A 26,634-nucleotide genomic window follows, 5' to 3' on the forward strand; every position below is an offset into this window, starting at 1 on the left:
TATAATGCTACATTTATCCATTCACGAGAGATTGCGGCTTAGACCAGCACGCCACCAAATGGTCTTACAGGTTCGCTCTTACCGAATTCCGGCTTGAAGCTACGGGCAGGATATGCCCATTTCACTGCATTGCTGATCACTCTTAAAATTTCCGGTTTGTAATAGGTCGGGTATGTCTCATGACCTGGCCGGAAATAAAAGATTTTACCTTCGCCGCGTCGGAACGTGCATCCGCTCCTGAATACCTCTCCACCCTGGAAGTTACTCACAAATACCAGTTCATCCGGTACTGGAATATCGAAGAATTCTCCGTACATTTCTTCTTTCTCCAGTACGATCTTGTCGTGGATGCCATCCGCAATCGGATGGGATGGATTGACACACCATACGATCTCCTGCTCGTCAGCTACACGCCATTTCAGATCGCAGCTTGTTCCCATCAGCGCTTTAAACGGTTTGGAGAAATGACCTGAGTGTAGTACGATCAGACCCATGCCGTTTAACACACGCTGTGTCACCTTCTGCGAAACTTCATCGCTTACGCGATCATGTGCCATATGTCCCCACCATATCAGCACATCCGTGGAATTCAGCACCTCATCACTTAACCCGTGTTCAGGCTGATCCAGTGTAGCTGTCCGAATCACAAAACCTTCGCCGCCAAGTCCGTCAGCCAATGCTCTATGGAGACCGTCCGGGTAGACTTCTCTAACTTCATCGTGAATTTTCTCATGGACAAATTCATTCCAAATGGTGACGTTGATCATCATTAATTTCCCCCTAATGTAGCTCTAAACCCACCACATGTCGCCCAGCGGTTCCTCAATTAATACCTGCTGGAGATTTTGTACGGCTTTAGAGAATCCTTCTTCAACCGACATCAGACCGTCTTCGTGTTCAATACTTACAACATAATCATATCCGACAAGGCGCAGAGCGCTCATAATATCTGCCCACGTTTTGTTATCATGTCCATAACCAACCGAGCGGAACTGCCAAGCTCGATCCAGCATGTTCGTATAATCCTGCATATCCGTCACACCGTGCTTATTCACGTTAATTGGATCAATGGTTGTATCTTTGGCATGGAAGTGATGGATCGCGCCTTCACGTCCCAGAATGTGAATCGCCTGTACAGGATCAATTCCTTGCCACCACATGTGACTTGGGTCAAGGTTAGCTCCAATGACTTCCCCTGCTGCTTCACGCAGTCTAAGCAATGTAGCAGGTGTGTGTACTGAGAATCCGCCGTGTAGCTCCAGACCTACTTTAACATTACGATCTGCGGCAAACTTACCCCACTCTGTCCAGTAAGGAATAACTTTGTTCTCCCATTGCCATTTCAAAATTTCTTGGAAATCATTCGGCCACGGTGCAACAGGCCAGTTCGGATATTTAGCATCCTCATGATCACCTGGACAGCCGGAGAATGTGTTCACTACAGGTACTTCTAACTTCTCAGCCAGCTCAACTGTTTTGACAAAGTCATCATGGAATCCTTTTGCAATATCCTTTTGCGGATGCAATGGGTTACCGTGACAGCTCAGTGCGCTGATCATCAAACCACGTGATTCCACTGCGTTTTTGAAGTTTTTCAATGCCGCTTCATTGCCAAGCAATTCTGCCGGGTTACAATGTGCGTTCCCCGGATGTCCTCCCGTACCAATCTCAACGGCTTTCAACCCTTTGGATGCCACATAATCAAGTGCGTCTTCTAATTTACGTCCTCCGAATAGTACCATAAATACGCCGAGTTTCAAGTGCGATTCCTCCCTAGAATAAATGTCGTATAATTGCTGATTCGTTAAGCTGTATAAATAACCGTTCAGATCACTTACTCGTCTCATTATTGTGGAAAATGAAGATCATTTCTATCCATTCAGGATTCAAAATAAACGGCTTTTCCTGTTTGAGCCGATTCGTAGATTGCCTCAAGAATCTGAGTTACTACGAGAGCTTGCTCTGGTTTAACGACAGGCTCTTTGTCTTCAATAATCGCTTCAAGCCACATTCTGGCTTCACGATCTGCTTCATTTTCAGCACTGCCACTGTAAAAGGCTACTCCACCTGCATCAAGATCAACCTTCGTTTCATACAACCGGCTTCGCTTCTCACCATTGATGCGCAATCCATCCTGCATATCAGCACCGCCTTCGGTGCCACAGAGTAACGATTTGGCTTCACCGAACTCGGCAACATTCAATGCCCAGCTTGACTCGATGATGATCGTAGCTCCATTCTGCATGGTGATAAAACCAAATGCCGAATCCTCCACCTTGAATTGTTCTGGATCCCACGGTCCAAATGCATTTGCCGCATTTTCACGCTGACCAAGCTTGTGGAAGGTCGAGCCCATTACACTCTTAGGCTTGTAATTATCCATAAGCCATAAGGTCAGATCCAGTGCGTGTGTACCAATATCGATCAGCGAACCTCCGCCCTGCTTCTCTTCATCCAGAAATACACCCCAGGTTGGAACAGCACGTCTGCGAAGGGCAATCGCCTTACCAAAGTAAATATCCCCTAACTCGCCATCCTCACACATCTGCTTCAAATACTGACTATCGCTACGGAAGCGGTTCTGATATGCAATGGATAACTTCTTGCCAGTACGTTGTGCCGCCTCCAGCATCGCTTTAGCCTGTTCAGATGTCTTCGCCATCGGCTTCTCACACATGACATGTTTACCAGCTTCCAGAGCGGCTACAGTGATAACGGAGTGAGAATCGTTCGGTGTACACACATGAACCACATCAATACTTTCATCCTTCAGCAGTTCATGATAATCCGTGTACACTTTGGCGCCCTCTGCTCCGAATTCAGCTGCCGCCTCTTCCGCCCGTTCTTTCACAATGTCACAGAAAGCGACCATTCGACCCTGAGATTGCTTGGACAGACTCGGCATATGTTTTCCTTTGGCAATGCCACCACAACCAACAATAGCAATGTTAAGTACTTTAGACATGAATAGGTCCTCCGTTAGCGGCATATTTGCGAATCCAGTTCATGCTGTTCTCAATGCTCTGTAATGATGGATTTTGACATTCGTCCTGTTCAACTACAAGCCACTCAGCTTCAGCTTGGTCTGAGGCTACAGCAACCGCTTCCAAGTCTACTTCCCCTGGCCAAATTCAACGGTTAACACACGCCCTTCTGACCGACTCATGTCTTTCCAATGCACCAATGGCAGGCGTCCTGCATACTTCGCAATCACTTCCGTTGGTGGATAACCAGCAGCATGCGCCCAACATGAGTCCAGCTCTACCTGTAGGTGAGAAGCAGGAACAGTCTCGTACATCGCATACAGTGCCGGACGACCGTCAACTTGTGTTGTAAATTCAAAATCATGATTGTGATAGAACAACACCAGATTCTCTGCTGCGATCTTCCCACCGATTGCATTCAGCGAAGCAAATACGTCATCCCATTGTCGTTGTTCCTCTGACAAATAAGGCACGATTAAGTTCCGATTGCCAAGTTCATTGTGATAAGCGATAACCGCATCCAAATCTTCTTTCAAGCTATTATATTGCACATGTGTACCTACAATTTCCAATCCGAGTTCATTTACGATCGCTCTGACTTCCTCTGCACTGTGTCCATAGAAATTATGGAATTCCACACCCTGGTAGCCGAGCTCCGCAATCTTAGCAAGCGTTCCTTTAAAATCGCGTTCCAGTTCATCCCGTACGGTGTATAACTGTAGTCCGATCTTCAACATTTCCTGCTTCACCTCATCTGAAATCAATTAGTGGATGGTACAGTCTCCGTCTGATTGTCATCTGTTTTGGTTGCTGCATTGTATTCATAGTTGCTTTCAAGCAAAATGTGCTTGCCCTCAAGAGACGAGCGCTGGAATGCATGCATAGCTTCTAGTACATGGTATGCCAGTTTGCCACTTGCTTTGCTCTCGCGTCCGGCACGAATGGACTCAACCATCTCGTTTACACCAAGACCACGCTCATTTTGACCACTTTCAAATATCGGTGTAACCGTCTCCCACGTATCCTGACCGTATTTGCGAAGCTTCACTTCTCCATTAAAATAATTCGGGTCAGGTACACTGAGCGTGCCTTCTGTACCGTAAATTTCAATGCGTGGCAGATCTGAAGCGCCCCGAATATCGAAGCTTGTAATCATCGTTGCAATGGCACCGCCATTAAAATCAATGGTTCCCGCAAGATGCGTTGGTGTTTGTACTTGCAACGAGGTGCCTTCCTTAGGACCAGAACCAATCTTACGATCTACAATCTGAATCCCTGCCGAAGAGCTAATTCTACGAATAGACCCAAGCAATGTTACTAGAGCTGTAAGGTAATATGGCCCCATGTCAAACATAGGTCCGCCTCCATCCATATAGAAGAATTCTGGATTCGGATGCCATGCTTCTGGACCACCGCCCATGAAGAAGGAAGTAGCTGCAATCGGCTTACCAATCAGGCCGTCTTCAATCGCTTTACGAGCCGTCTGAATGCCTGATCCGAGGAATGTATCCGGTGCTGATCCGACGTAGAGTCCTTTTTCTTCAGCCAGTTCAATGACTTTGCGACCATCTTCTATAGAAATAGCCAGCGGTTTCTCAGCATACACATGCTTACCTGCCTCAAGAGCAGCTATGTCCGTCATTGCATGACTACCAGGAACAGTCAAATTAATGACAAGCTCAATTTCCTTATTTTGCAGCAACTCATCTACATTGTAAACGTTTGCGATATTAAATTCATCTGCCCGTTCTTGTGCGCGTTCAAGGATCAGATCCGCTACGGCAACAACCTCAATAACGGGACTGTTCTTCAGATTCTCCAGATAAATGGCGCTAATATTGCCGCACCCTATGATGCCTGCTTTCATTTTGTCCACGTTGACCTTCATCTCCTTACGTATCGTGAGAAGTGTTTTTATTAAATTGTAATTACTGTATCTTGAATCTAACACTATGGTATTCCTTTTTGGCTTCAATTAAAATGAATAATATGATCGAAACATGAACTATCTGGTCATAATTTTTGATTTGCAAGGAGTATGCCTATGCCGACCGATCATTCCTGCCAGGTTCTCACGGCAGGCTTCTCATTTCACCGTAAACCCTATGCTATGGTACAGCCCGATGGGGTGAAGAACTACTTGATGAGGCTCCAGACGGATGGGCGTTGCCGAGCTCGTGTAGATGGTGCCATGTCGCTAGTCGATGCGGGCGATCTGCTTGTTTTTAGCCCGGACGAACCCTATGAACTGAAAATAGACAATGAGCTTAATCCGATGGGAGAACGTCTCGTCGAGAGTGGAGATTATCATGTCTTCTTCAATGGTTCTTGGGTGGATGAATGGTGGAAACGACACAAACGACCAAACCGGATTAAGGTGGAGCTTTCCGAGAGCCTGCTCACACTGTTCCGCCAGCTTATTTTGGAGCAACGCCGAATTTCCAATCCGTATCCTGAGATTTCAAGTTATTATATGCGCATCCTATGTCTCGAAATCGATCGACTATTATCCGAACATCCAACGATCACGAATACGAATTATGTAGCTTATGAAATTAAAAGTTATATTGAGGAGAACGCGTCCTCATTGTTTAAGCTTGAGGATGTTGCTTCTTCTGTGGGAATTAGTGTTTCGCGGTGTGTTCATCTTTTTAAAGAGGCGTTTGGCAAAAGCATTATGCAATATACCTTGGATGTGAGGCTGAACATGGCCAGGGAACGGATTATCTTCAGTCCGATGACCCTGGAACATGTGGCCGAATCCTCCGGTTTTAACAATTATACGTATTTCCACCGTGTATTCCGCTCCCGTTTCGGCATGTCGCCTAAGGAGTTTCGCATTATCCATCGGGAGCAGATGTAGTCGGTTATTAATGCTGTACTCTAAAAATTATTTTCTTGCAGTAATCGCTTCTGATACAACCATTGCTAGATCATCATTGCCAAACATCGCTAGAACACCCAGCAAGGTATCATCCGGAATATCGCCGGCTTCCTCCTTGGATACAACCAGTTTTAGCACCTGCTGTAAACGCTCGTTGCTCTGCTGATCTGGGTAGGCTTGCCGGTACATCTCTTCCGGATCCAGCCCTTGATTGACACACCACTGGGCAAAAACCAGAATCATCATTTCTTCTTCCTGTTTATAACTTTCAATGACAGCTTCCTCAATCTGCTTGTTTCGTTCCTTCTCATACTCGTCCATACGTTACTCCTCCTAATGTGTACGCTATACCGGATTACTTACGAATCAATTGTTCAGCCAGCTCATGACTCTCCATTACATGACTTGCACTGATCAGGCAATCGTCAGGTGTTTCTATGGAAGCAAGGAAATGATCTACCGCTCCAGCAAAACCCCGTCGAGCCAAAATACCATCCCAGCTTCCAAACATCTCTTGCTGTTCAAGTCCGCCGCGCTCCGCATATCTGGCTATTTCCATGTTGACGACTTCCACAGACCTCCCTCTACCGTGCAGCTCAATCTTCTCCAGATCTGCGCCAGCCTCCCGCACCATATCATATCTTCCGTAGGCTGTTCTTCCAAGCTTCACCGCGCCCGACGCATGCAGTAGCCTGTCTGTATCTGTCTTACGAATCCAATGTTGAAGCAACTCCACATCGCCATCTGAATACCAATATAACAAATCAAGCATGTGAATAAGATCATCGTAAATCGTTTCCGCCGCAGGACGATCCTGAATGCCTGTCCGATGCTTCGTAACAGTTAAGGAGTCATAGCCTCCACCGGCACGCATCCATTCTTTGGCCTTTTGATACAAGGGAGCAAATCTGCGGTTAAAGCCTACTCCTAGCAGCAAACCTTGCGCTTCTGCAAAAGCGGTCATCTCTTCTGATTCACGCAGCTTATACGACAGCGGTTTATCCACATAGACGGCAAGTCCCTGCTCCAAACATTGCATCACTATTTCAAAATGCGCTTCCGTTGCTGTATGTACAAATACGGCATCCAACTCCCAGGATAACAATTCCTTGATATCCGTTGTCCCATTACTTAATCTATAGGCTTGTTGCACGTTCTCCACTCGTTCTATGGAGCGATTCATTACACCTGCAATCTCCACCTTCGAATGCGTGCTTAATAACGGTAAATATACTTTACTTGCAATTCCCCCGAGACCAATGATTCCAACACGGGTTCGCTTAGTTGTGTCCATGATGAGCATTCCACCTTCAACGAGAGTTCTTTATTTCCACGTCCTATAGTGTAACCCTTCGGAGGGCAACATGCCAGTAAGGTTCCTGAGTCAGCTTCCAACTAAGCGCTCACTGAACGAACATGGTACAATTAATCAATGTGGTTCAGGCAAGTTTACTTTTGATTAAACGTAGCTCAGAATGTTCTGATGCTGAAAGGAGCATTAAGATTTTGCGAAAATGGTTTTGGCTCCTGTTATATGTTTTGCTTGCCGGAGTCATGTTTATGTACAGATATGAACTGTTGGAATGGACGGATACCCATCAATCCATCCCTATGCTTATTATCATTGCAATGTTATTTGCCCTTGTCCCTGTTATTCCATATAAGTTTGTTATTGCTGCTCTGGGTTACAGTTATGGTACCACCATGGCTGCCTGGGTAAGCTGGTCAGGAACAACACTCGCAGCATTGCTGGTATATGCAGGTGCACGATATGTATTTAGAGCTCAGGCTAGATCCTACTTGGATCGTATACGAGGACTTAACCGATTCACCTCTTGGATGGAAGCACACCCTTTTATGGGCGTTATGACTCTACGACTGCTTCCCGTTGTTCCTCAAACAGCCGTCAATATTTATGCAGGCATCACGTACACTCCCTTCTGGACGTTCATGATTGCTACTGCCATTGGCAAAATGCCCGCTATTTTTGTATTTGCATATGCAGGAGCCCAAGCAAGTGAATCCATCTGGCTCAGTCTACTCGTTCTTGGCGTTTATTTATTGTTCATGACGGTTATTTTACTTGTGTTCCGTTTTCGTTCTCGAAAAAAGGTCTAAGTGCCTGTTAGTAAGGACTGTCTAAAGACTGAGTTAGGTACCAAAAGAACCTTGCTCTCTATCCGACTTGGTTGGCTTGCCAATTCAGGATATAATAGAGGGGTAAACAATCTTCATCAGAAATGGAGTGACTATAGCATGGAACAACACACAAGTGAAAAAGCAACTTTTGCAGGTGGGTGCTTCTGGTGTATGGTATCCCCCTTTGAGGAATTGCCTGGTATTCATGGAATTGTATCAGGCTATACAGGTGGACATACCGAGAACCCAACTTATGAAGAAGTATGCTCCGAAACAACAGGACACGTAGAGGCGGTTCAAATTACGTTTGACCCATCAATTTTCCCTTACGAGAAGCTTGTTGAATTATTCTGGCAGCAGATTGATCCTACCGATGCAGGTGGACAATTTCATGACCGTGGATCCTCTTACCAAACTGCGATCTTCTACCACACGGAGGAACAGCGTGAGATTGCCGAAGCATCCAAAGCAGCACTAGAACAGAGCGGACGGTTTGATAAACCGATCTTCACACCTATTTTGCCAGCAAAAACGTTCTATGAGGCAGAAGAGCATCACCAAAACTACCATCGGAAGAACCCTGCCCATTATAAGCGGTATAGCAAAGGTTCTGGTCGCCAAGACTTTATTGAGCGTAACTGGTCGGCCAACGTGGATAAAAATAGCCTGAAAGAGCGCCTGACTCCTCTGCAGTTCGAGGTTACGCAGAACAATGCAACGGAGCCTGCTTTCCATAACGAATTCTGGGATCACCATGGAGATGGCATTTATGTCGATATCGTGTCTGGGGAACCACTCTTCAGTTCTACAGACAAGTACGACTCGGGTTGCGGCTGGCCAAGCTTCACACGCCCTCTTCGCGACTACAACGTGAAGGAAAAAACCGATCTTAGTCACTTCATGATTCGTACTGAGGTGAGAAGCCGGGAAGGTGATTCACATCTGGGTCACCTGTTCAACGACGGTCCTGCGGAAGCTGGCGGTATGCGGTATTGCATTAACTCGGCGGCCCTTCGTTTTGTACCCAAAGAGGATCTTCAGAAGGAAGGTTATGGCGAGTACGCCGTACTTTTTAACGAATCCCGTTAAATTTAAGATGCACGCACTCAAATGAAACTTGAGAACGACACACAGAAAAGCAACGGCGAGTATGCCGTTGCTTTTTATTATGGCTATAGCCATGCCATACACCTTTTGAGTTAATTCAAAAATCTAAATATTGGCGGCTCAAATATGTTGTTACCCTTCAAGGTCAGGAGAATTTAATGTATTAAACCTACGATCCAGCCGATCCAATATGCAAAAGGAATCAACAGCAGCTGTGCAAGTAACGTACCGAACAAACGGGATATAAGCATACAGCCATAGATCTGGTTCATCCGATCCAGCTTGATCTCACCGCGTAATGATTTGTCACTAAGAAGAGAAATGCGTGGATCAATCAGAATCGTGAGCAAAATGGTTGCAATACCGTTGATTAATCCTGTGGATTGGGAAGCAGCGATTGCCTGACTAGGGTACAGGTATGCCGCATACAAACTTGAGAGCACACCTGTTGTATAGATTGCCGTCACGGCAATGTTCAACGTCATCAGACGTCTAGGCATGCCATGTTGGACTAATTGCTTCGCCATCACCCATGACGGTGGAGTAATATAATACATCGCATTCTTCATCTTGCTACGCTTCAGCATTCCGCGAACCATCGTTGGAATGGAACCTGCTGCTTCAAAATGCACAACCATACGGGAAGACAGCTTCACCATCGTGGGAAAGCAAAGGATAGCAAGTGCTGTTCCGATCGTAGCCGCCCCCATTAACCAATGAAGCTGTGTTGCAAAATTTGTTGTTCCCCCACTGGAAGCTGTGTCTACCAGATTGCCTACCATTGGCCCTTGAGCCATATTGGACGTACGTGATACTAACAATAAAATCCCAGATAACGATATCGCTAGTGCAATCCGACGCGTACGTAATCCACCAAGACGCAAAGCATAGGATAAACTATCCGCTGCATGAATTAACATGGTAAATACCATTGGAATCGCTAAGCTTAGACTGAACATATGTAAATCTCCTTTATTTTTCCTAAGAAGTGCATTAATACCTGAACAGCATTATACCCCTCGTTCCTTCAAAAGTATAGGAAGCGTCTTCTATCTAGATCAGCTCAGCCACATCTTCTCAAACAAAATCCATTCGTTTATCCCTTCCCGGAGAGGGTAATATACAACTAATCCAATATTGCACAGGAGGGAATTCATATGCCTTGGAACAAACATGATTATCCTGTCTCAATGAAAAATCTAGAGCCACGTATCCGACATAAGGCTATTGAGATCGCTAATGCTCTGCTGGAGGACGGTTATGAGGAAGGACGAGCTATTCCGATTGCTACAGCGAAAGCCGAAGAGTGGGGCGAGAATCATCCCGAATCCCAAAACTCTAACGCTAACTCATCATCCGGAAAAAAATCAGCTCCTCGCCAATCCTCCTCTACGGAGCGACGTCACTCTGAACCTGTAGCCTCATCGAAGAGTCATGACAACATTCATGTTGTGCCTACAGATTCTGGCTGGGCGATTAAGGAGGAAGGAAAGCCCTCCTATCAGTCCACATTCGATACAAAAGCAGAAGCCGTGGATGCAGCCAAAGCACTCAGCCATAAACAGAACATTCGAGCCATTATCCATAACCAGGATGGACAGATCGCTTCATCGATTAAATCCTAAATATGTTCTTAAATACAAAATCCCATTTGCCGCTGATCTTGCGGGCAAATGGGATTTTGTTCATTCAATATCTTGTTGTACCGTTCATCCATCTATGGTTCTGAAACGTATGGTTAATGTGTTACCCCTCTTGCTACCGCAGTGCGTTGTGAAGCAACGTTCACAGCCTTGGTCGCTACCGATGGGATCGGCAGTTTGACAGCAGAAGTTGTAACAACCGTTCCGCGTGCCGGGATACTCACGACGTACGTGATGACTTTACTCGCAATCCATACGGCCAGAATCGTATATAAAGTTTCTTTTACCGGAAGAAAGAAAAGCGACAATCCTAATACAAATGCATCGCTGACGAAGAAAACTGTTCCCAGCTTCCATCCCTTCCAGCGGCTTACCAGCACCGCCAGAATATCGTCTCCACCTGTCGCTCCGCCAAATCGAAGCACAATCCCTGCGCCTATCCCTGTCAACACACCGGATAGCACTGCGGGAATCCACAGGTTCCCATTAAACGACATCACTAGTGTAGAATATCGTTCAAAGCCATCATAGAATAGGGAGAATGCACCTACACCAAGTAGCGCCTGAATCATGAATCTCCAGCCCTTAAGGTACCAGGCTAGAATCATGACAGGAATGTCCAGCAGCAGCATACCAATTGCTGGAGATAAGCCTGTTGCGTATTTCCCTAACAGGGCCAGACCGACAAATCCGCCCTCCGATAAATGATTCTGAAAATTAATGTGATAGTAGGCAAACGCCAAAATAAATGTACCGAGCAGCATAATCGCCAGCTTGCCCGCTTCTGTCTTCACTTGTTGCATTGTTAACGATGTTCTCTTCATACAGGTTCCCTCACAGTTTGTAGGTTGGTTTTTTAGACCGACCGTACCCTGCAAAAGGCAAGCCTGGAAGAAATCATCGTATATGTCCTTCGAATCTTCATTTCCAATCCCCTCTTTCGCAGAGTCAGCCGTTTTTTTACTACGGTTGGTTTACTCTACAAGGGGCGCTATGTGTATGAGAGATCGTAACGTTTCCAGATTGTCCTTGGGGAGATTGTCCTTCGGGAACTCATGGTATCCTGATCCTTTCTATCTTTTGTTGGTTAGCTGTGTCTGGTTAAACGAACTGAAACATTACAGAGGCACAACATTGAACACCTTGTTTCACACCTAACCACTCCGATTGCAGTACCCTCTTTCGATCGCTGTTATGCCCGGATTTTTGTGATTCCTTTTTTTAAAAGGAAAAATCCTGTGATAAACGCGAGCGCTTCGCTTCTACAGATGGGTTCTGCACTCTCCGTTCCTGTGTGAATATAAGTTCAAAAACGTGACTCCAAACCTGTAATCATTCAATTCTGCTTAAACACCAAAGCTAACTTGCTTGTTCTTTTATTATATAACACCGACGGGAGTGGGTCTAAACAACCGACCCAGCAAAAACGTGCATAAAGCAGGCTCTGTCCTTGATTAACCGTCAAACAGCCACACCAGTACTAGGTTATCTTACTAATCGTGCAACCTGCTCCTTCATTCTATGACCGATGGCTTCAAATATAACTGTCCAGTCACCCATCTGTGACAAATTGGGGCTTTTTTTTATTTTTTCAAGAAAAGTAAAGGAATCAATCCCCCGTCATACATACACTGTAGCAAATGTATTTCAAATAATTCGGCAACAGGTACAGACGTTTTTCAGACTTACTCTGCTTTTTATGGTATAATATAACAATTGAATCCCACTACCGTTTAAGCGAGGCGGATTGATGAAAACGTTAAAGCCAAGAGTGTTTATTGGCTGCTCGCTGGAAGCGAAGCCGATTGCAGCAGCAGTACACGAAAACTTGCGTTTCTCGGCCGAGGTTACCCCTTGGTACTCTGGGGTTTTTAATCCAAGCAGTTATACAATGGATGATTTGGAAGCAGAAGTACGCACAACCGACTTTGCCATTTTTATTTTCCATCCAGATGATATATCCAAAATCCGTGGAAAGTACTACGCCTCGGTTCGTGATAATACAATGCTGGAAATGGGTTTGTTTATGGGACGTCTGGGACGAAAACGTATTTTTTTCATTCTTCCTGAAGATATTACAGATATCAAGGACGCTGCAAAAGTCGAAGGCTTACGTATGCCCACAGATCTATTGGGGTTAAATCCATTGGTATATGAAATTCGATCAGATGGGAAATGGGCGCCAGCCGTCTCCGTAGCTTGCTCCAAAATTGCGGACAGCATTGAAGAACAGGGACGCTGGAGCGATCCTGAGATGGAGCGAATCATTGAGAAACACAAACGAACCGAAGGAGAGGCGCGGGTGCAGCTGCTCAAGCTGCTGCGATTCTTTAGGGAATTGCTGCGCACCCGCAGAGCAGATGACAAGATGCTGGAGCGAATGAGCGACGCACTACGAACTGCCTTTGTATCTCAATCTCCATTCGCTGTTAGAGGTACAGCCATCTACCGTACAGATGATCGTGGTTATATAGAGCAATTATGTGGTAATGTTGGGGAACCGGGAAGAAAATATGACTTATCTGCTAATGATGACAAACAACCTGACGATCCAAAGCGAATACTGGTCATTGATTCTTACCGCGAAAATAAAATCAAAATCAATCTATACGACGATTACCTTGAGAAAGAATATCTGCTATGCTATCCTGTAGCCAAGAGGTATGTCATTACGGTGCATATCATTGGTCATATTGAAGCGGATGAGGCGATATTCCAGCAGATTGACCTTCAGAACCGTCAACTGTTCAACGCCATCAACGATTTGTTAGGAGGCGACCCGGAATGAGACCGGAAATGAAAAAAATAAGCAAGCGCTGGGGCAGCGAGAAAAAGGTACGCCTCAGTTCTGCGCCCGAATCATCACGACCGGTTCCGGAACCTAAGGAAGAGGAACGTTTCCACAAACCGGCTGTACCACTCATTACAATTGGTCCTTCTCTGAAGGGTAAAGAACGACCTTATAAGGTCATCTTGGAAAAAGAAGCTCTTTACGAGAAACCACAATACCTTGCTTAAGCTTTCGCTTGAAGCGTTGTATTCAAGTCTGAACACATCATCTGACTGCCGCTGAATCGGCAGTATTCCACAGGCTCTGCCGCCCAAGGCAGAGCTTTTTTATTGCCTGTCATCAGGAAGCCAAAGAATACGTTGGAGGATTCCTTCTTCTCTGGCTTCCTACCGCAATTTGTTGCATTTCAGCGTATTCATTTATTCATTCTTGTTGTTTATCAAAATCGTTCTATCTTTTACTGTGTTCACTTGTACTTATTCATTTACAGTTATTCAATTGTACTAGATTCACTTTCCGACCAACTCCGCCGTGCACCATCCATGGTCAAAGCCTGCGTAACATCATCAATCCCGGTTACTTATGCCTTATGTTTCCTTCTGCACACTAAAATTATACCTAAATTTTGGAGAGAGCCTGTCCCTTTCTCTCAGCTCCGAACTATCTTCTAATGGACGCTTGCACATTCAGTCAGATCTCCACAGCTATTCATCTGATTGCCTGCTTCCAATATTTCTCTGTTGTCATACGTATCTATATTGCATATATTGATTATAATATAAGAACATACGTTCTGTAAATGTAAAATTCCAATTATAGGATAAGGAAGTGAACTTATGTCATCCTCTCCTTCCGCCCCATCCCCTGCGGATGAGGATCATCGCCTAATCAAAGGTCTCGTTGTTCGCACATTGCTTCTTGATGTACTTGAACGAGATATTCACACACTAGACACGTTACTGCTGAAGATGCCCGAGGTATACATCCTCTCGTTAACAAACATTCAGAATGATGTACTTCAAGAGATGCTGCACCTTCGCCAACAGATGAGAACGCGCGGAGTCAAAGTACTGGAGGAAAAAAGGCAAACTGAGGGGATCGAGACGGTGTACCTATGCAGAGGATACTGGCAACGGTTCTATATGCTGTGGACATTTGCACGTAATGAAGTAAAAAAAGAGCTGAGCCGCCATCTGCAAACGGATCTAACACAATCTTGATCTTTACATACAAGAGGGTAGATTCTGTAGACATAACAATAACAGGCTCTGCCCACCTGTTCTTCTTTTCCATTTACAGGTAACATTTATACACTTCTTCCCCCTCGTAAGGCTTCAGCTCGACTTAACCAGCTTAACCAAATAGGTTGACCTCTCAAGGTCACTTTCATTAAGATGGAGTAGACATATCCAACCATTCCAATAAGACATGAACTCGAATCGTTTATGAACCAAACAAGACACGTCCCAACGTCTTATCTATCAAGGAGTTGACTTATGGATTCAAATTCTATACAACCATCCAGAAAATATACAGGCATTGCCGCCGATGTCACCGAACTCATCGGTAACACCCCAGCTGTCAAGCTGAGCCGGCTCACGGGCAGCGATTCTGCCGAGGTGTACGTTAAACTAGAGTATTTTAATCCAAGCGGAAGTGTTAAGGATCGTGCGGCCTACAACCTGATTTACCAGGCTGAACAAGCCGGACTGCTGCTTCCTGGAGCGACCATTATTGAGCCAACCAGCGGTAATACGGGAATTGGCTTGGCTATGAACGCGGCAGCCAAAGGCTACAAAGCCATTCTGGTCATGCCTGATAATATGTCGAAGGAACGGATTAACATCCTTAAGGCATATGGCGCAGAAGTCGTCCTTACTCCCGCAGACGAGCGGATGCCTGGTGCTATTCGCAAAGCGAAAGAGCTTCATGCGAGCTTGCCCGGAAGCTTCATTCCTCAGCAATTCGAGAATCAGGCAAACCCAGATATTCATCGCATCACCACCGCTCCTGAAATTATAGAGCAGATGGACGGAAAGTTGGATGCATTCATCGCAACAGCTGGAACCGGCGGTACCATTACAGGGACTGGAGAAGAATTACGCAAACAATTGCCTGGCATCCACATCTATGCAGTCGAGCCCAAAGGTTCACCAGTGCTGTCCGGCGGCGAGCCTGGACCGCACAAGCTTGTCGGTACAAGTCCGGGGTTCATTCCGGACATTCTCAATACCGACATATGGGATGCCATCATCCAGGTGTCCGATGAGGACGCACTGGATACGATGCGGCAGCTTGCTGCCCGGGAAGGGCTGCTACTAGGCCCTTCATCTGGCGCTTCGGTGTGGGCTGCCCTTCGCATCGCGAAGGAATTAGGCCCAGGGCACCGGGTGCTCTGCATTGCGCCGGATACCGGGGAACGGTATTTGAGCATGGGTATTTTTTAACACATCAACCATATCTGTGCATAGGACAACTTCTATGATGCAACACACACAAGCGTTTAGCCTAGGTCGTGTCTGAAAACTCACTGAAGTGCATCTTTTACCCCCTTTTCGCCCCCTGCTGCGTCACTTTCCCTTGACGTGCCTCGGCACGCCTGCGGAAAACTTCCTGGCATGGAACGAAAATTCGGCAAAATCTGCGTCCTTCGGAGTTTTCAGACACTCCCTAAGAAATGCAGTACATCATTAATCTTCTTGCGGTTGGACAGCAGCCCATAATTCATCCAGCTTAGAAAATCCACCTCATATACGCGCTTGTTCTGTACGGCACGCAGGCTGTTCCAGACTGGGGAAGATAGATATTTGAGACCCATTTTTTGACCATCTTCATTATCAAAGGTGATAAAAATATGATCTGCATCCAACAAGCCTAGCTGCTCTGCCGTTAATTCAGCCTTGCGAGCTCCCTTGGTCAATCGACGAACTAGTGAATGTGGCTCCAAAGCCAAATCACCGTACAGCACTGGTCCCGTATAACCGTGCTTCTCTCCGCCATATAATGTGAACCCGCATGAGGATAACCGCAGCATCGCAACCGTTTGTCCTTGCACGCGTCTCTCCAGTGTGCTACGGGCGGCGGCTGCCTGATGCTCGTATTGCGCGATCATCTCTTCGGCTACTGATGTTTTTCCAAACATTTCGGCAACAGATACCAGCATTTGGCGCCAGTTCTCACTATGGCTGGACAGTGTAATATGAGGTGCAATCTGCTGATATTCATTCAGCTTCCATCTAAAGGATGCCGACTCCAGCAGGATTACGTCTGGCTTATAAACACTTAGCCTGTCCGGATCATCCCCCTCAATATCCAACTCAGGAATATGGTTCAAGCCAAGATAATCCTGCTTTCCCCAGCCTGCATGGCAGGACTGCACAACAGGAACAATACCCAGAGCGACCAAATAATCCTCCATGAAGGGGCTAAAGACGCGTACGTGATCCCGGCATTGACGACGATATTGACCCGGCGATACACCTACGGATTTTTTAAATTTTTTGCTAAAATAGTATTCGTTGCTCAGACCCACATGACTCGCTATATCAAACATACGATCCTCCGTGCCACTAAGCAACTGCTTGGCTCTGCTCATCCGCAGTTGACTGATATAGTCAAGCGGCGTTTTCCCTGTTACTTGCTTGAACATTCTTGCATAGCGCCAGCGCTCCATATTGGCGTGATCCGCCAGATCATCAACTGTAAGCGGTAGATTGTAATGCTCCTGGATATACCTCAGAGATTGCCTAATGTGTTGATGCCAGTCAGTCCCAGCAACAACACCTTGTGCAATGAGCATCATTAAAAACTCCTGTAATAGAATATGTCTTCGCATCTCGCTCATCATATCCTGCGCGTCCTTAATACGAAATATCCCTTCAACAAGCTCCAGGCAACGCGAGAACGGGTGGCACGAAAGCAGCACATCACAAGGAAGCGCATCTGTATATGTTGCGGCTGAACTCGGCAAAGGAGCAAAAATAATTCGATAAATCTCAACGGTACCAAGCCTTGACTCTATCTCATACTCATGGTCCGGCTTCGCAATAAAACAACTTCCCTGTGTAAGCTCGTACTGTCCTTCATTCCACAACAACTGACCTGCACCTGCGGTGACAATCAACAACGAGTATTCTTGCACGCACCACTTTATTTGCTGCTTGACTTGACCAGCCTCTATTATTTCTTGCACAATGTGCTTATATCCATACATCAGTTCATCAACCCTCGGCATTAGCGATAGCTCTAATTGATTTTAATTCTCAATATTAATTGTAAAAGAAAGCTGCCCACGTCGCAACACAAAACAGCGGGCTCTGACCTGCACACATCTTCGTGCAAATCGGAGTCCGCCAATCTGTTTCAGCTTATTTGACAAGATTTTTCAGCAGATCGTCTGCCTTCATTAAGTTTGCTTTCATAGCACCAGACTGCCAGTGCGATCTGTCCACAATATAAACCTGTCCCTTTTTAAGAGCCGGAACGTTCTTCCAGAGCGAGCCTTCCAACCAGGCAATTGCTTCCTTGTTGTTCTCCGAATCCCAATTGCCATCAGAAGTAAACAGGATGATATGATCAGCTTCGAGCTCAGGAAGCACTTCCTCGGACAGTAACTCGTTAAAGCCTTCCATACGCGTAGCGAGCGGTGCTGGTGTTAACCCCATTTGATCATAGATATTGCCGATATAGCGATTGTCTTCACTAAACATAATAAGCGACTTTTCACCAACTTCAAGACGCAATACGGCAACCGTCTCATCTCCAACAGCCGCTTGCAGTTGCTGCTTGGTCTCATTCATCACCTGTCTATACTGTTCCATAGCTGCTACAGCCTGATCCTGAACACCCAGCAAATCTGCAATCGTACGGAGAATAGCTTCCGGATCGAGCAGAATCTCTTCCTTTAAGCGGTAGGTCGGCGCTACCTTTGAATACATTTCGTATTTAGCCGCATCCACGCTTCCATCCACAATAATGATATCTGGCTCTGCGTCCAGCAAGGCTTCAATGCTACCTGTCATATCAAAGAGCGGAACATCCAAATTCAGATAATCCTGCTTGCCCCACCATGGATGATACCACTGGACGATCGGTTCTACATTCAAAACGGTTAGATAGTCTTCCAAATAAATAGCAGCGACCCGCTTGGGAGCTACTGGTATGACTACATCGCCAAATTCATCCTGTACGACCCTCGTTTGTCCTTCCGTATTTTCCTGCTTTGTCTCTTCCTGTGCTGTCTCGGGGCTTGCAGTATGTTGAACTGGCTCCGTCGTTATTTCCTCCGGCTCTGTAGCTGCTTTGCTTCCACAAGCCGTCAGTATCAGAACCAGAGCAAGTACAATTCCTATACCCGTTTTCTTGCTAAACATTTTTTTCCTCCCCTATTTAAGTAAATAAGATAATGATTATCATTATCATGATAAGTATTTTGATTCTAACAAGTCTCTCTTCTCTGTTCAATGTACAATCCTAGCAGCCATCTTATACATTTCGGACACTTCTCAGGCACCCATAATGCGCTAGTGAATCGTTTCAACCCCATTTTGATCCAACGCTACTATTAGAAAGTAAAGCCTAACCAAACAAAAAAAGTCCTTGCTCTCACACGGATTGTAAACCCGCAGAGAACAAGAACTTATACTAGAAAAAGCCTGATCTATTATCTATAACAAACCAAAACCATTTCAACCACATCAAAGGGCGGTTGTTTAATGGGTCAGGGTTGTCCATTCCACACCTTCAGGAAGCAGAGCTGCAATGCGGTCTTTCGCTTCCTTTTTGGTATACAATGATTCATCAAGGATCGCCGCCGAACCAGAGTCACTGCTTGTCCGAATCAAACGTCCAAGACCTTGCTTCACACGAAGCAACATGTACGGAAGATCGATCTCTTCATAAGGAGAAGAGGATGCATTCCGTTTGGCATTGAACACAGGATCCTGCGGAGGATATGGAAGCGACCAGATCATCACGTTGGACAACGACGGTCCTGGCACATCCAAGCCCTCCCATAGGTTAACCGAACAGAGTACACTTTCCTCATCCTGCTGGAATGCTGCAATTAGATCGCTGATCTCCCGGTCTCCCTCATACATGAACCGCAATCCTTGCGCTTCAGGAACTTGAACGATATCCTGCTTAAACGTCCGCAGCTCTTCCATCGTACGGAATAGAATGAGTGCACGTCCCCCGCTTGCTTGGAGCAATGACACTGCGTCACGCAAACGATTTTCGTTTTCGGGGTGACCTGATGTTGCTTCATCCGCAATCTTCATCTGCATTTTATCCGCATAATCATATGGAGAAGCTACCGAGAATGATACAAAATCATCGATACCCAGACTGTCCGCCACATAACGGAATGAATTGTCCACGGATAATGTTGCTGAAGAGAACACAATTGGAATGCCCGTATTAAACACACGCTCATTCAGAATTTCCTTCACGGTACGTGGCATAATGGACAATGTCGTCTCATCCTCGTTCTCTTCCGCCCAGCAGATGTAGCCATCTTCCTTACGGAATAGAGATAACGCCGTCTGAATCATATCCAGATGTTCTTCCACGACACGCATCTGATAACCATCCAGCGAGAACAATCCACTCTCAAATACCAGTTCCTCGCCAATCGCATCCAGCACATTGGTCAGTCGTTCAATCTCACGTAGCAATGGCGGTTCTACCCGAACTTCCTTCCGTTCCGACCCGGGAATCGCCACCGTATACGTATCCAGCAGTCTGAACAATCGCTCACTACTCTCAATCGCCTCATCCACTCGCTCCGCAAGGGATTCACGAATCTCACCTTCAAGCAAACGAGTAACCAACTCTTCGAAGATACGATGTTTCAATTTGTAGCTCAGTGCGTTCAGAGCCGCCTCTTCCAGCAAATGCCCTTCATCAAATACAACCGAGCTATGATCCGGAAGCAGCGGCAATTGTCCTTCACGCTTGCGCGCTTCATAGGTCCACACATGCTCCATGTAATAATCATGGGAACAGATAATGATATCTTTGGAACGACGGTAATGATCGCGTGATAGCGTCAGGCCGCAACGTTGTCTTTTTGGACATACAAAACAATCCTGGAATGGATCCCAGTTGATTTTGTTCCACTGACGATCGTTCAAATGTGGGTATTGCTTCCGATCCCCATACGGATGGAATGCCTGAAGTGTTCCGGGAGAATTCACAAAGTCCGGTAGACTCTCGTGCACTTCTTCGATCACCTGCGCATCTTCGTCCGCGAATCGTACCGCACTTAATTTGTTCAAACATACATATTGATCAGGGGACTTACCTAGACGTGCGTCCACTTGCAGATCCAAATGCTCTGCCAGCTTCGCAATATCTCCACCTGGTTTCACGAGTTGTTCAATCAGGGATTCATCGGCACAAGCAATCACCGCTGGTTTCCCCGTATAACGTGCATAACAGACCGCATAGAGCAGATAGACTAACGTCTTCCCTGTTCCAACACCGGCCTCTGCCATAATTGTCTTTTTATCTCCATAGGCCCGTTCGAGCTGGTACGCCATAAAAATCTGTTCATCCCGCACCTCGAAACCGGACTCAGGCAAAATATCATAGAAAACATCGGCAACCCATTCTCCCAGACGGGATACAAAAGGTTCTGCCGGATCATACGCAAAAGGATAACGTTGTGTAGACAATCCTAGGTCAGCCTCCATTCTTATATAGGTGGTGCATTTTTATCTAAAAACCGTCCATAGGGCAAAAGTTAATTATCCCACACCATAGAGTGAGTGACAAGCCTTTTTTGGTAGATACAATGCATAGAACGAGCCAAAAGGGAAAATATATACAGGAATCCATCTTAAGGAAAGGCGGTGCTCCATGAATAACCATTCTTCACCATCCGAGCATTCCCCAGACAAGGCCTCGGACACATTAACAGATCGACAGGGTCATCCCATCACAGATAATCAGAATGTACGCACGGTTGGCAGCAGAGGACTCACAACGCTGGAGAACTATCACTTTCTTGAAAAGATTACACACTTCGACCGGGAACGCATCCCGGAACGGGTCGTACATGCCCGCGGTGCTGGCGCTCATGGTGTATTCGAAGCATATGGAACGGCAGGCAATGAACCGGTATCGAAATACACACGGGCACGCCTATTTCAGGAAAAAGGCAAAGAAACCCCTGTGTTCGTTCGCTTCTCAACCGTCATCCACGGCGGGCATTCTCCCGAGACGCTGCGTGATCCGCGCGGCTTTGCTGTCAAGTTTTACACGGAAGATGGCAACTGGGATCTCGTCGGTAACAATCTCAAAATCTTCTTTATTCGGGATCCACTCAAATTCCCGGACATGGTTCATGCTTTTAAACCCGATCCACTGACCAATGCACAAGATATGGAGCGTTTTTTCGATTTTGTGTCACTTAGTCCTGAGGCTACGCATATGGTGACGTTTCTCTTCTCCCCCTGGGGTATTCCGGCCAATTACCGGCAAATGCAAGGATCAGGTGTCAATACATACAAGTGGGTGAATGAGGAAGGTACTGGTGTGCTTATCAAATACCACTGGGAACCGCTGAAACAAGGTATACACAACCTGCTGCAAAAAGACGCCAGCGAGATTCAGGGTCAAGATTTCAATCATGCAACATTGGATCTGTACCATGCCATTGAACAAGGAGACTATCCCGAATGGGAACTGAACGTGCAAGTGATGGAAGATGGCGAGCATCCAGAGCTGGACTTCGATCCACTCGACCCGACCAAGCTATGGCCACAGGATCAATTTCCTTTTTTACCTGTAGGCAAAATGACGCTGAATCGCAATCCCGAGGATTATTTCAATGAAGTGGAACAAGCTGCGTTTGGCACAGGCGTTCTGGTGGATGGACTTGATTTCTCGGATGACAAGCTGCTGCAAGGCCGTACCTTCTCCTATTCGGATACGCAGCGTCATCGGGTGGGTGCAAATTATCTACAGTTGCCTGTGAATGCGCCGAAAAACCGGGTTGCCACCAATCAAAGCAGCGGACAGATGCAATATAAGGTGGATCGTGCACCGGGTCAAAATCCGCATGTGAACTATGAGCCTTCCTCGCTCGGCGGACTGAAGGAGGCTACTCCACGTGGTAAGGATCATGAGCCGTTAGTGGAAGGTAAACTGGTTCACGAGAAGATTGAGCGTACCAATGACTTTGGACAAGCCGGTGATACGTACCGAGCTTTCGAGGAGTGGGAGCGAGACGAGTTGATCAGCAACATGGTTGGTGCGTTGGCAAAATGCAAACCGGATATTCGGGAGCGTATGATCTCTCACTTTACCCAGGCGGATCGTGACTACGGTCGGCGTGTAGCTGAAGGACTGGCATCTGTATCAACAGACGATAGTACAGCGGTACAACCCAAGCGTGAACCCAGTGTGGAGGAAGCGAAGCAACGCGGTCGGGAGACGGACGGGTATTAAGATTTGTTTGCTTTTGAGATGATGTACTTTAGACGATGCACTGTTGGATGGTCTGCTATGAAAATGTTATGCTTCATTGCCTTGAACTTGGAATGAAGTCATGAGTTAGCTTAAGCGGTGAATCTGCATGGCTGTGCTCGTTTTTTTGAAAGTATGCCCGATAGTATGGTTGCTTCTCGCAGCCTCTATTGGGCTTTTTTATTTTCCAATGCTTATCCTCTATTTGGTGCTCGATATATTGGGATGGGGAGAATCGATTATGTGCTTATGTTGAATGGATTGTTGTATTGAGTTGCACTTGGGGCAGGTTGAATGGAGTGGATTATGAGTAAGTGTTGTGCCGTTAGGGCAGTGAAACTGGGTTATTTTATGTTCATTTCGGACGATTCACCGTTAAAATAAGGCGATTAGCCAACAAGCGGATTACATGCAGCCTTTGAAACTTGAGCATTTGGACACAACCACGCCTGACCTGCCTGCATTTAACTCCATCTGATCAAATGATTATTGATGATAACGCTTACAACATTTACCATGAACCTGTGCCACACGGATGCCGTCCACTCATCGAATTGCTATTCCAATCCTTTTTACTGTATGGCATTCCGCATTATTCAACACTCATCTATTTATCCCAATTAACCAAGGAGGTCTATGTAATGAAATTATTCCCTTCCACTTCTACCCATGCATCTGCTCGATCGGAACGTTCCTTGAAATCGAAAATGGCTCATATCTGTCTGAGTGCCACATTTCCTCTATTATTGCTAGGTGGCGGATCAGTTGGTGCTGCGGAAGTGCTAGAGAATAGCTCATCTATCTCTTCTGAATCGGCTGTGGCTAATTCCAATATCACACTTGCTGCTGGGGATCTATATGTGTCACCTAACGGCTCAGCGAACAATCCGGGAACGATCAACAGTCCGACTTCACTGGCTAACGCGCTAACCCAGATCGCTCCAGGCAAAACGATCTATTTGCGTGGAGGCACATACAGCTTCTCGGAAACCATTACCATTGAACGTGGTAATAACGGTACATCCTCCCAACGTAAAAATCTGGTGGCATATGGTTCAGAAAAACCTGTTTTTGATTTCTCCGCACAATCGTTTGCCTCAACGAATCGAGGATTACAAATGTTCGGCGACTATTGGTTCGTAAAAGGGCTGGAGGTTAAAGGTGCTGGAGATAACGGCATTTTCATCGGGGGCAGCTACAATCGTTTAGAACAAATCGAGGCTCACCATAACAGGGATACAGGTATCCAGATTGGTCGTTATGCTTCGACTGCAGCCAAAAGCGAATGGCCTTCTTATAACGAAGTCATCCGTTCCTATTCCCATAATAACTACGATCCAGATGATGGTGAAGATGCCGATGGTTTTGCCGCAAAATTAACAGTTGGTCCGGGTAACGTATTCGATGGCTGTATCGCCGCCTATAACGTAGACGATGGTTGGGATCTGTATAGCAAATCGGATACTGGCGCCATCGGTGTGGTCACGATCCGTAATAGTATCGCTTTCGCGAATGGAGCAACCGCAGATGGCACTTCAACCTCCAACAGCGATGGCAACGGCTTCAAACTCGGCGGTGAGAAGATCTCCGTAAACCACATTGTCGAGAATAGCATTGCCTTTAATAACAAGAAGCATGGCTTCACGTATAACAGCAATCCTGGTTCAATCCAGATGAAAAATAACACGTCATGGAACAATGGACAGAGCAACTTCGCCTTCGATAAAGGCACCCACATCTTTACGAACAACCTATCCTTCCAAGGCGGCGCAAGCGACAAAACAAGCGGAACCGACGTCAGCAGCACCAATGTCTGGTGGAAAAACAAAAAAAGCGTTAATGACAAAGGTCTTCTCGCCAGCGCAGCCGATTTTGTCTCCCTCGTACCTTCAGTGACACGTAGTGCGGATGGTACACCTATCTTGGGTGATTTCCTGAGGCTTGCGAATGGCAGTGATCTGATTGGTTCGGGCACACCTTCTGGTACGAATGTGGGAGCGAGGTAAGTTTAATTTGGGTTGAGTTTGAATAGCAAATCCCCTTCGTCAAACCAGTTTGTAGCATGTTTATGACCAAGGGGATTTTTGTTATGTATGTTATAGAGATTTTACAACAATCCACAGACTCTATCTAAACTCTAACTCATGCACCTCGATACATTTTTTATTGATCCAGTCTATTGCTAAATCTGCTTCATCTTTTAGTATAACGCCTCGCTTGCACTTATACTGAAAATTCTCTTTTGCCCATAAGAGTATGATTTTTGTGAATTCTAAAGTCTCAAGTTTACATGTACTGTCCTCTTCATCATCTTCAGCAAAGATGTCATCAATGGTTGTAAAAATTTTATCAGATCTAATTATGTTCACATTTCCCCCACCCTCGTATAAAGTTGACTTTCCTGCTATTAAATCAAGTAATTTTTCGATTTCTTCCTTTACAGTAGCAAAATCGCTAAAAATATCCGAACCCAGTGAATCACTAATGGAGTAGCCATTCTTTAAAGATGTATCCATACTGAAATCCAAAATAACTTCATTAAAATCTTCATTATATTCAGTTGTATACGTATATCTAATCATGTCGTTATCTCCATTCTTCTTAATACAATGGGTATGCTGATATGATGTGATTTCCCTATTCTTTGTATACATCAAAATACTTCCCACCTAGACAGCAAGCTCTTTCATCCATTGCCATTCTAGCGCTCATTGCTCTATATTCCTTAATAGATCGCATACTCTGGCTTATTAAAAACATCTTGTTTTGCTTTGTTCAAAGTGATACTTCTTAAGCAGTATCATTAAAACCAAAACAGTAAGTCATTCAGGTCTCTCTTATGTTGCAACAAGCGAAAATAAAGACACCAAAAAAACAGGTTAATTAAGGTAGTGTCTGACCATAATTAACCTGCTTGATGTATCGGTAGAGCGTTATTTCGGCTATAAAATTAAATCATTTTATATGCTTACACCCGCGTTGACGAAATCTTTATACGGATATTACATGCGTTAATTGTGTTATTGGTTGAATGATGGATTCATTCGGCGCCAGATGTTTTTTTATGGAGATCCGTCACAAAATTAATCAATATCTCCATTATCAAGTGCATCTAAAGTTTCATCGCTTATATCAAGTGGCTCCCTTTCAACTCGATTTGCAAGCGAAAGAAGATCAGTAGAACCAGCTACATTTAAATAGCCAGACCTTATAAAGAAATGCCCCCTCTTTCATATAGCTTTATTGCTGGCTCAAACAAATCTTTATTATCAATAGCAATTTGATTACCTTCATCAATGAGTGCGTTTAACTCTAAATAACTTTTTGCAATATCTCTAACATAACTATTGTCAATCTCCTTTAGTGTTTGTAAATCATCAACACTCGCTTGTGACTTAGTTATCGAATTTGAAATGATAATAAAAGGGTACCTACAGGGACCAGGATAACATTGGAGGAATATTGATGATCTTCTTAAGTATTCTTTACTCAAATGAACATGTGATCTTGCTTGTTTGTTTCCAATACAACTCCAATCTATTGCAGAGATACGCTTAACTGCCTGATTAAAATTTTCCATGAAGTATTCCGCTCCATCTTTAAGATTTTCATGGA

General features: G+C 45.5%; 25 protein-coding genes. 10 read left to right on the forward strand and 15 right to left on the reverse strand.

The features are described from left to right. Window positions 1-38: 38 nt before the first annotated feature. The 6 genes from DMB88_RS19360 to DMB88_RS19380 all read right to left on the reverse strand — a co-directional run bounded on the left by DMB88_RS19360 (window position 39) and on the right by DMB88_RS19380 (window position 4,860). Window positions 39-767 carry a ThuA domain-containing protein gene (locus tag DMB88_RS19360; protein ID WP_128104511.1) on the reverse strand — a complete coding sequence of 243 codons (729 nt, stop codon included), beginning with the start codon at window positions 765-767 and terminating at the stop codon, window positions 39-41. Between the two features lie 24 nt (window positions 768-791). Next, window positions 792-1,760 carry a sugar phosphate isomerase/epimerase family protein gene (locus DMB88_RS19365; RefSeq protein ID WP_128102662.1) on the reverse strand — a complete coding sequence of 323 codons (969 nt, stop codon included), beginning with the start codon at window positions 1,758-1,760 and terminating at the stop codon, window positions 792-794. Window positions 1,761-1,879: 119 nt separating this feature from the next. Next, window positions 1,880-2,965, reverse strand: a complete 1,086-nt coding sequence (locus DMB88_RS19370; RefSeq protein WP_128102663.1) for a Gfo/Idh/MocA family protein — start codon at window positions 2,963-2,965, stop codon at window positions 1,880-1,882. Continuing rightward, a complete protein-coding gene (locus DMB88_RS32150) occupies window positions 2,958-3,110 on the reverse strand; it encodes a hypothetical protein (protein WP_368028208.1) in 153 nt (50 codons plus the stop codon). Before DMB88_RS32150 ends, DMB88_RS19370 begins: the two co-directional genes overlap by 8 nt. A gap of 2 nt (window positions 3,111-3,112) precedes the next feature. Continuing rightward, the gene (locus DMB88_RS19375) at window positions 3,113-3,721 is read right to left on the reverse strand and encodes a sugar phosphate isomerase/epimerase family protein (RefSeq protein ID WP_368028209.1); all 609 of its coding nucleotides are present in this window, start codon (window positions 3,719-3,721) and stop codon (window positions 3,113-3,115) included. A gap of 23 nt (window positions 3,722-3,744) precedes the next feature. Next, window positions 3,745-4,860, reverse strand: a complete 1,116-nt coding sequence (locus DMB88_RS19380) for a Gfo/Idh/MocA family protein (RefSeq protein ID WP_128102664.1) — start codon at window positions 4,858-4,860, stop codon at window positions 3,745-3,747. 168 nt (window positions 4,861-5,028) lie between these two features. Between DMB88_RS19380 and DMB88_RS19385 the strand changes: the two genes are divergently transcribed. Then, window positions 5,029-5,847, forward strand: coding sequence for an AraC family transcriptional regulator (locus DMB88_RS19385; RefSeq protein WP_128102665.1), 819 nt, complete (start codon window positions 5,029-5,031; stop codon window positions 5,845-5,847). 27 nt (window positions 5,848-5,874) lie between these two features. Here DMB88_RS19385 and DMB88_RS19390 read toward each other — a convergent pair whose 3' ends face one another. Then, window positions 5,875-6,189, reverse strand: coding sequence for a hypothetical protein (locus DMB88_RS19390; RefSeq protein WP_128102666.1), 315 nt, complete (start codon window positions 6,187-6,189; stop codon window positions 5,875-5,877). 34 nt (window positions 6,190-6,223) lie between these two features. Next, window positions 6,224-7,162, reverse strand: a complete 939-nt coding sequence (locus tag DMB88_RS19395) for a Gfo/Idh/MocA family protein (protein ID WP_128102667.1) — start codon at window positions 7,160-7,162, stop codon at window positions 6,224-6,226. Between the two features lie 212 nt (window positions 7,163-7,374). Between DMB88_RS19395 and DMB88_RS19400 the strand changes: the two genes are divergently transcribed. Continuing rightward, entirely contained in the window at window positions 7,375-7,986 is a 612-nt protein-coding gene (locus tag DMB88_RS19400; RefSeq protein ID WP_164848738.1) for a TVP38/TMEM64 family protein, read from the forward strand. A gap of 138 nt (window positions 7,987-8,124) precedes the next feature. Then, complete coding sequence (gene msrA, locus DMB88_RS19405; protein WP_128102669.1) at window positions 8,125-9,096, forward strand: peptide-methionine (S)-S-oxide reductase MsrA; 972 nt, start codon at window positions 8,125-8,127, stop codon at window positions 9,094-9,096. A gap of 173 nt (window positions 9,097-9,269) precedes the next feature. On the opposite strand, the gene DMB88_RS19410 is transcribed toward msrA, so the two are convergent. Continuing rightward, a complete protein-coding gene (locus DMB88_RS19410) occupies window positions 9,270-10,073 on the reverse strand; it encodes a lipid II flippase Amj family protein (RefSeq protein WP_128102670.1) in 804 nt (267 codons plus the stop codon). Between the two features lie 198 nt (window positions 10,074-10,271). Between DMB88_RS19410 and DMB88_RS19415 the strand changes: the two genes are divergently transcribed. Beyond that, the gene (locus DMB88_RS19415) at window positions 10,272-10,739 is read left to right on the forward strand and encodes a DUF2188 domain-containing protein (protein ID WP_128102671.1); all 468 of its coding nucleotides are present in this window, start codon (window positions 10,272-10,274) and stop codon (window positions 10,737-10,739) included. A gap of 113 nt (window positions 10,740-10,852) precedes the next feature. On the opposite strand, the gene DMB88_RS19420 is transcribed toward DMB88_RS19415, so the two are convergent. After that, entirely contained in the window at window positions 10,853-11,581 is a 729-nt protein-coding gene (locus DMB88_RS19420; RefSeq protein WP_128102672.1) for a YitT family protein, read from the reverse strand. Between the two features lie 926 nt (window positions 11,582-12,507). On the opposite strand from DMB88_RS19420, the gene DMB88_RS19425 reads away from it, so the two are divergent. The 4 genes from DMB88_RS19425 to cysK all read left to right on the forward strand — a co-directional run bounded on the left by DMB88_RS19425 (window position 12,508) and on the right by cysK (window position 15,995). Next, the gene (locus tag DMB88_RS19425) at window positions 12,508-13,545 is read left to right on the forward strand and encodes a nucleotide-binding protein (protein WP_128102673.1); all 1,038 of its coding nucleotides are present in this window, start codon (window positions 12,508-12,510) and stop codon (window positions 13,543-13,545) included. Further along, window positions 13,542-13,775, forward strand: coding sequence for a hypothetical protein (locus DMB88_RS19430; RefSeq protein ID WP_056696440.1), 234 nt, complete (start codon window positions 13,542-13,544; stop codon window positions 13,773-13,775). The genes DMB88_RS19425 and DMB88_RS19430 overlap by 4 nt, the downstream gene beginning before the upstream one ends. 609 nt (window positions 13,776-14,384) lie before the next feature. Next, entirely contained in the window at window positions 14,385-14,768 is a 384-nt protein-coding gene (locus tag DMB88_RS19435) for a YhjD family protein (RefSeq protein WP_128102674.1), read from the forward strand. Between the two features lie 276 nt (window positions 14,769-15,044). Then, a complete protein-coding gene (cysK, locus tag DMB88_RS19440; protein WP_128102675.1) occupies window positions 15,045-15,995 on the forward strand; it encodes a cysteine synthase A in 951 nt (316 codons plus the stop codon). A gap of 212 nt (window positions 15,996-16,207) precedes the next feature. On the opposite strand, the gene DMB88_RS19445 is transcribed toward cysK, so the two are convergent. From DMB88_RS19445 to DMB88_RS19455, 3 genes are all read right to left on the reverse strand, one after another. Continuing rightward, window positions 16,208-17,782 carry a helix-turn-helix domain-containing protein gene (locus DMB88_RS19445; protein ID WP_128102676.1) on the reverse strand — a complete coding sequence of 525 codons (1,575 nt, stop codon included), beginning with the start codon at window positions 17,780-17,782 and terminating at the stop codon, window positions 16,208-16,210. A 133-nt stretch (window positions 17,783-17,915) separates the two neighbouring features. Next, window positions 17,916-18,920, reverse strand: coding sequence for an ABC transporter substrate-binding protein (locus tag DMB88_RS19450; protein ID WP_128102677.1), 1,005 nt, complete (start codon window positions 18,918-18,920; stop codon window positions 17,916-17,918). A gap of 339 nt (window positions 18,921-19,259) precedes the next feature. Next, window positions 19,260-21,224 carry an ATP-dependent DNA helicase gene (locus DMB88_RS19455; RefSeq protein WP_254438257.1) on the reverse strand — a complete coding sequence of 655 codons (1,965 nt, stop codon included), beginning with the start codon at window positions 21,222-21,224 and terminating at the stop codon, window positions 19,260-19,262. A gap of 184 nt (window positions 21,225-21,408) precedes the next feature. Here DMB88_RS19455 and DMB88_RS19460 point away from each other — a divergent pair, with 184 nt between their 5' ends. Both DMB88_RS19460 and DMB88_RS19465 read left to right on the forward strand, forming a co-directional pair. Continuing rightward, on the forward strand, window positions 21,409-23,001 hold the full coding sequence (locus tag DMB88_RS19460) for a catalase (protein ID WP_128102679.1): 1,593 nt from the start codon (window positions 21,409-21,411) through the stop codon (window positions 22,999-23,001). A gap of 659 nt (window positions 23,002-23,660) precedes the next feature. Further along, on the forward strand, window positions 23,661-25,025 hold the full coding sequence (locus DMB88_RS19465; RefSeq protein ID WP_128102680.1) for a right-handed parallel beta-helix repeat-containing protein: 1,365 nt from the start codon (window positions 23,661-23,663) through the stop codon (window positions 25,023-25,025). A 120-nt stretch (window positions 25,026-25,145) separates the two neighbouring features. Here DMB88_RS19465 and DMB88_RS19470 read toward each other — a convergent pair whose 3' ends face one another. Then, a complete protein-coding gene (locus DMB88_RS19470; protein WP_128102681.1) occupies window positions 25,146-25,601 on the reverse strand; it encodes a hypothetical protein in 456 nt (151 codons plus the stop codon). A gap of 626 nt (window positions 25,602-26,227) precedes the next feature. Beyond that, window positions 26,228-26,599, reverse strand: coding sequence for a hypothetical protein (locus tag DMB88_RS19475; protein ID WP_254438258.1), 372 nt, complete (start codon window positions 26,597-26,599; stop codon window positions 26,228-26,230). Between the last annotated feature and the right edge of the window lie 35 nt (window positions 26,600-26,634).

Origin of the sequence: Paenibacillus sp. DCT19 (assembly GCF_003268635.1) — a bacterium.
Lineage (GTDB): Bacteria > Bacillota > Bacilli > Paenibacillales > Paenibacillaceae > Paenibacillus.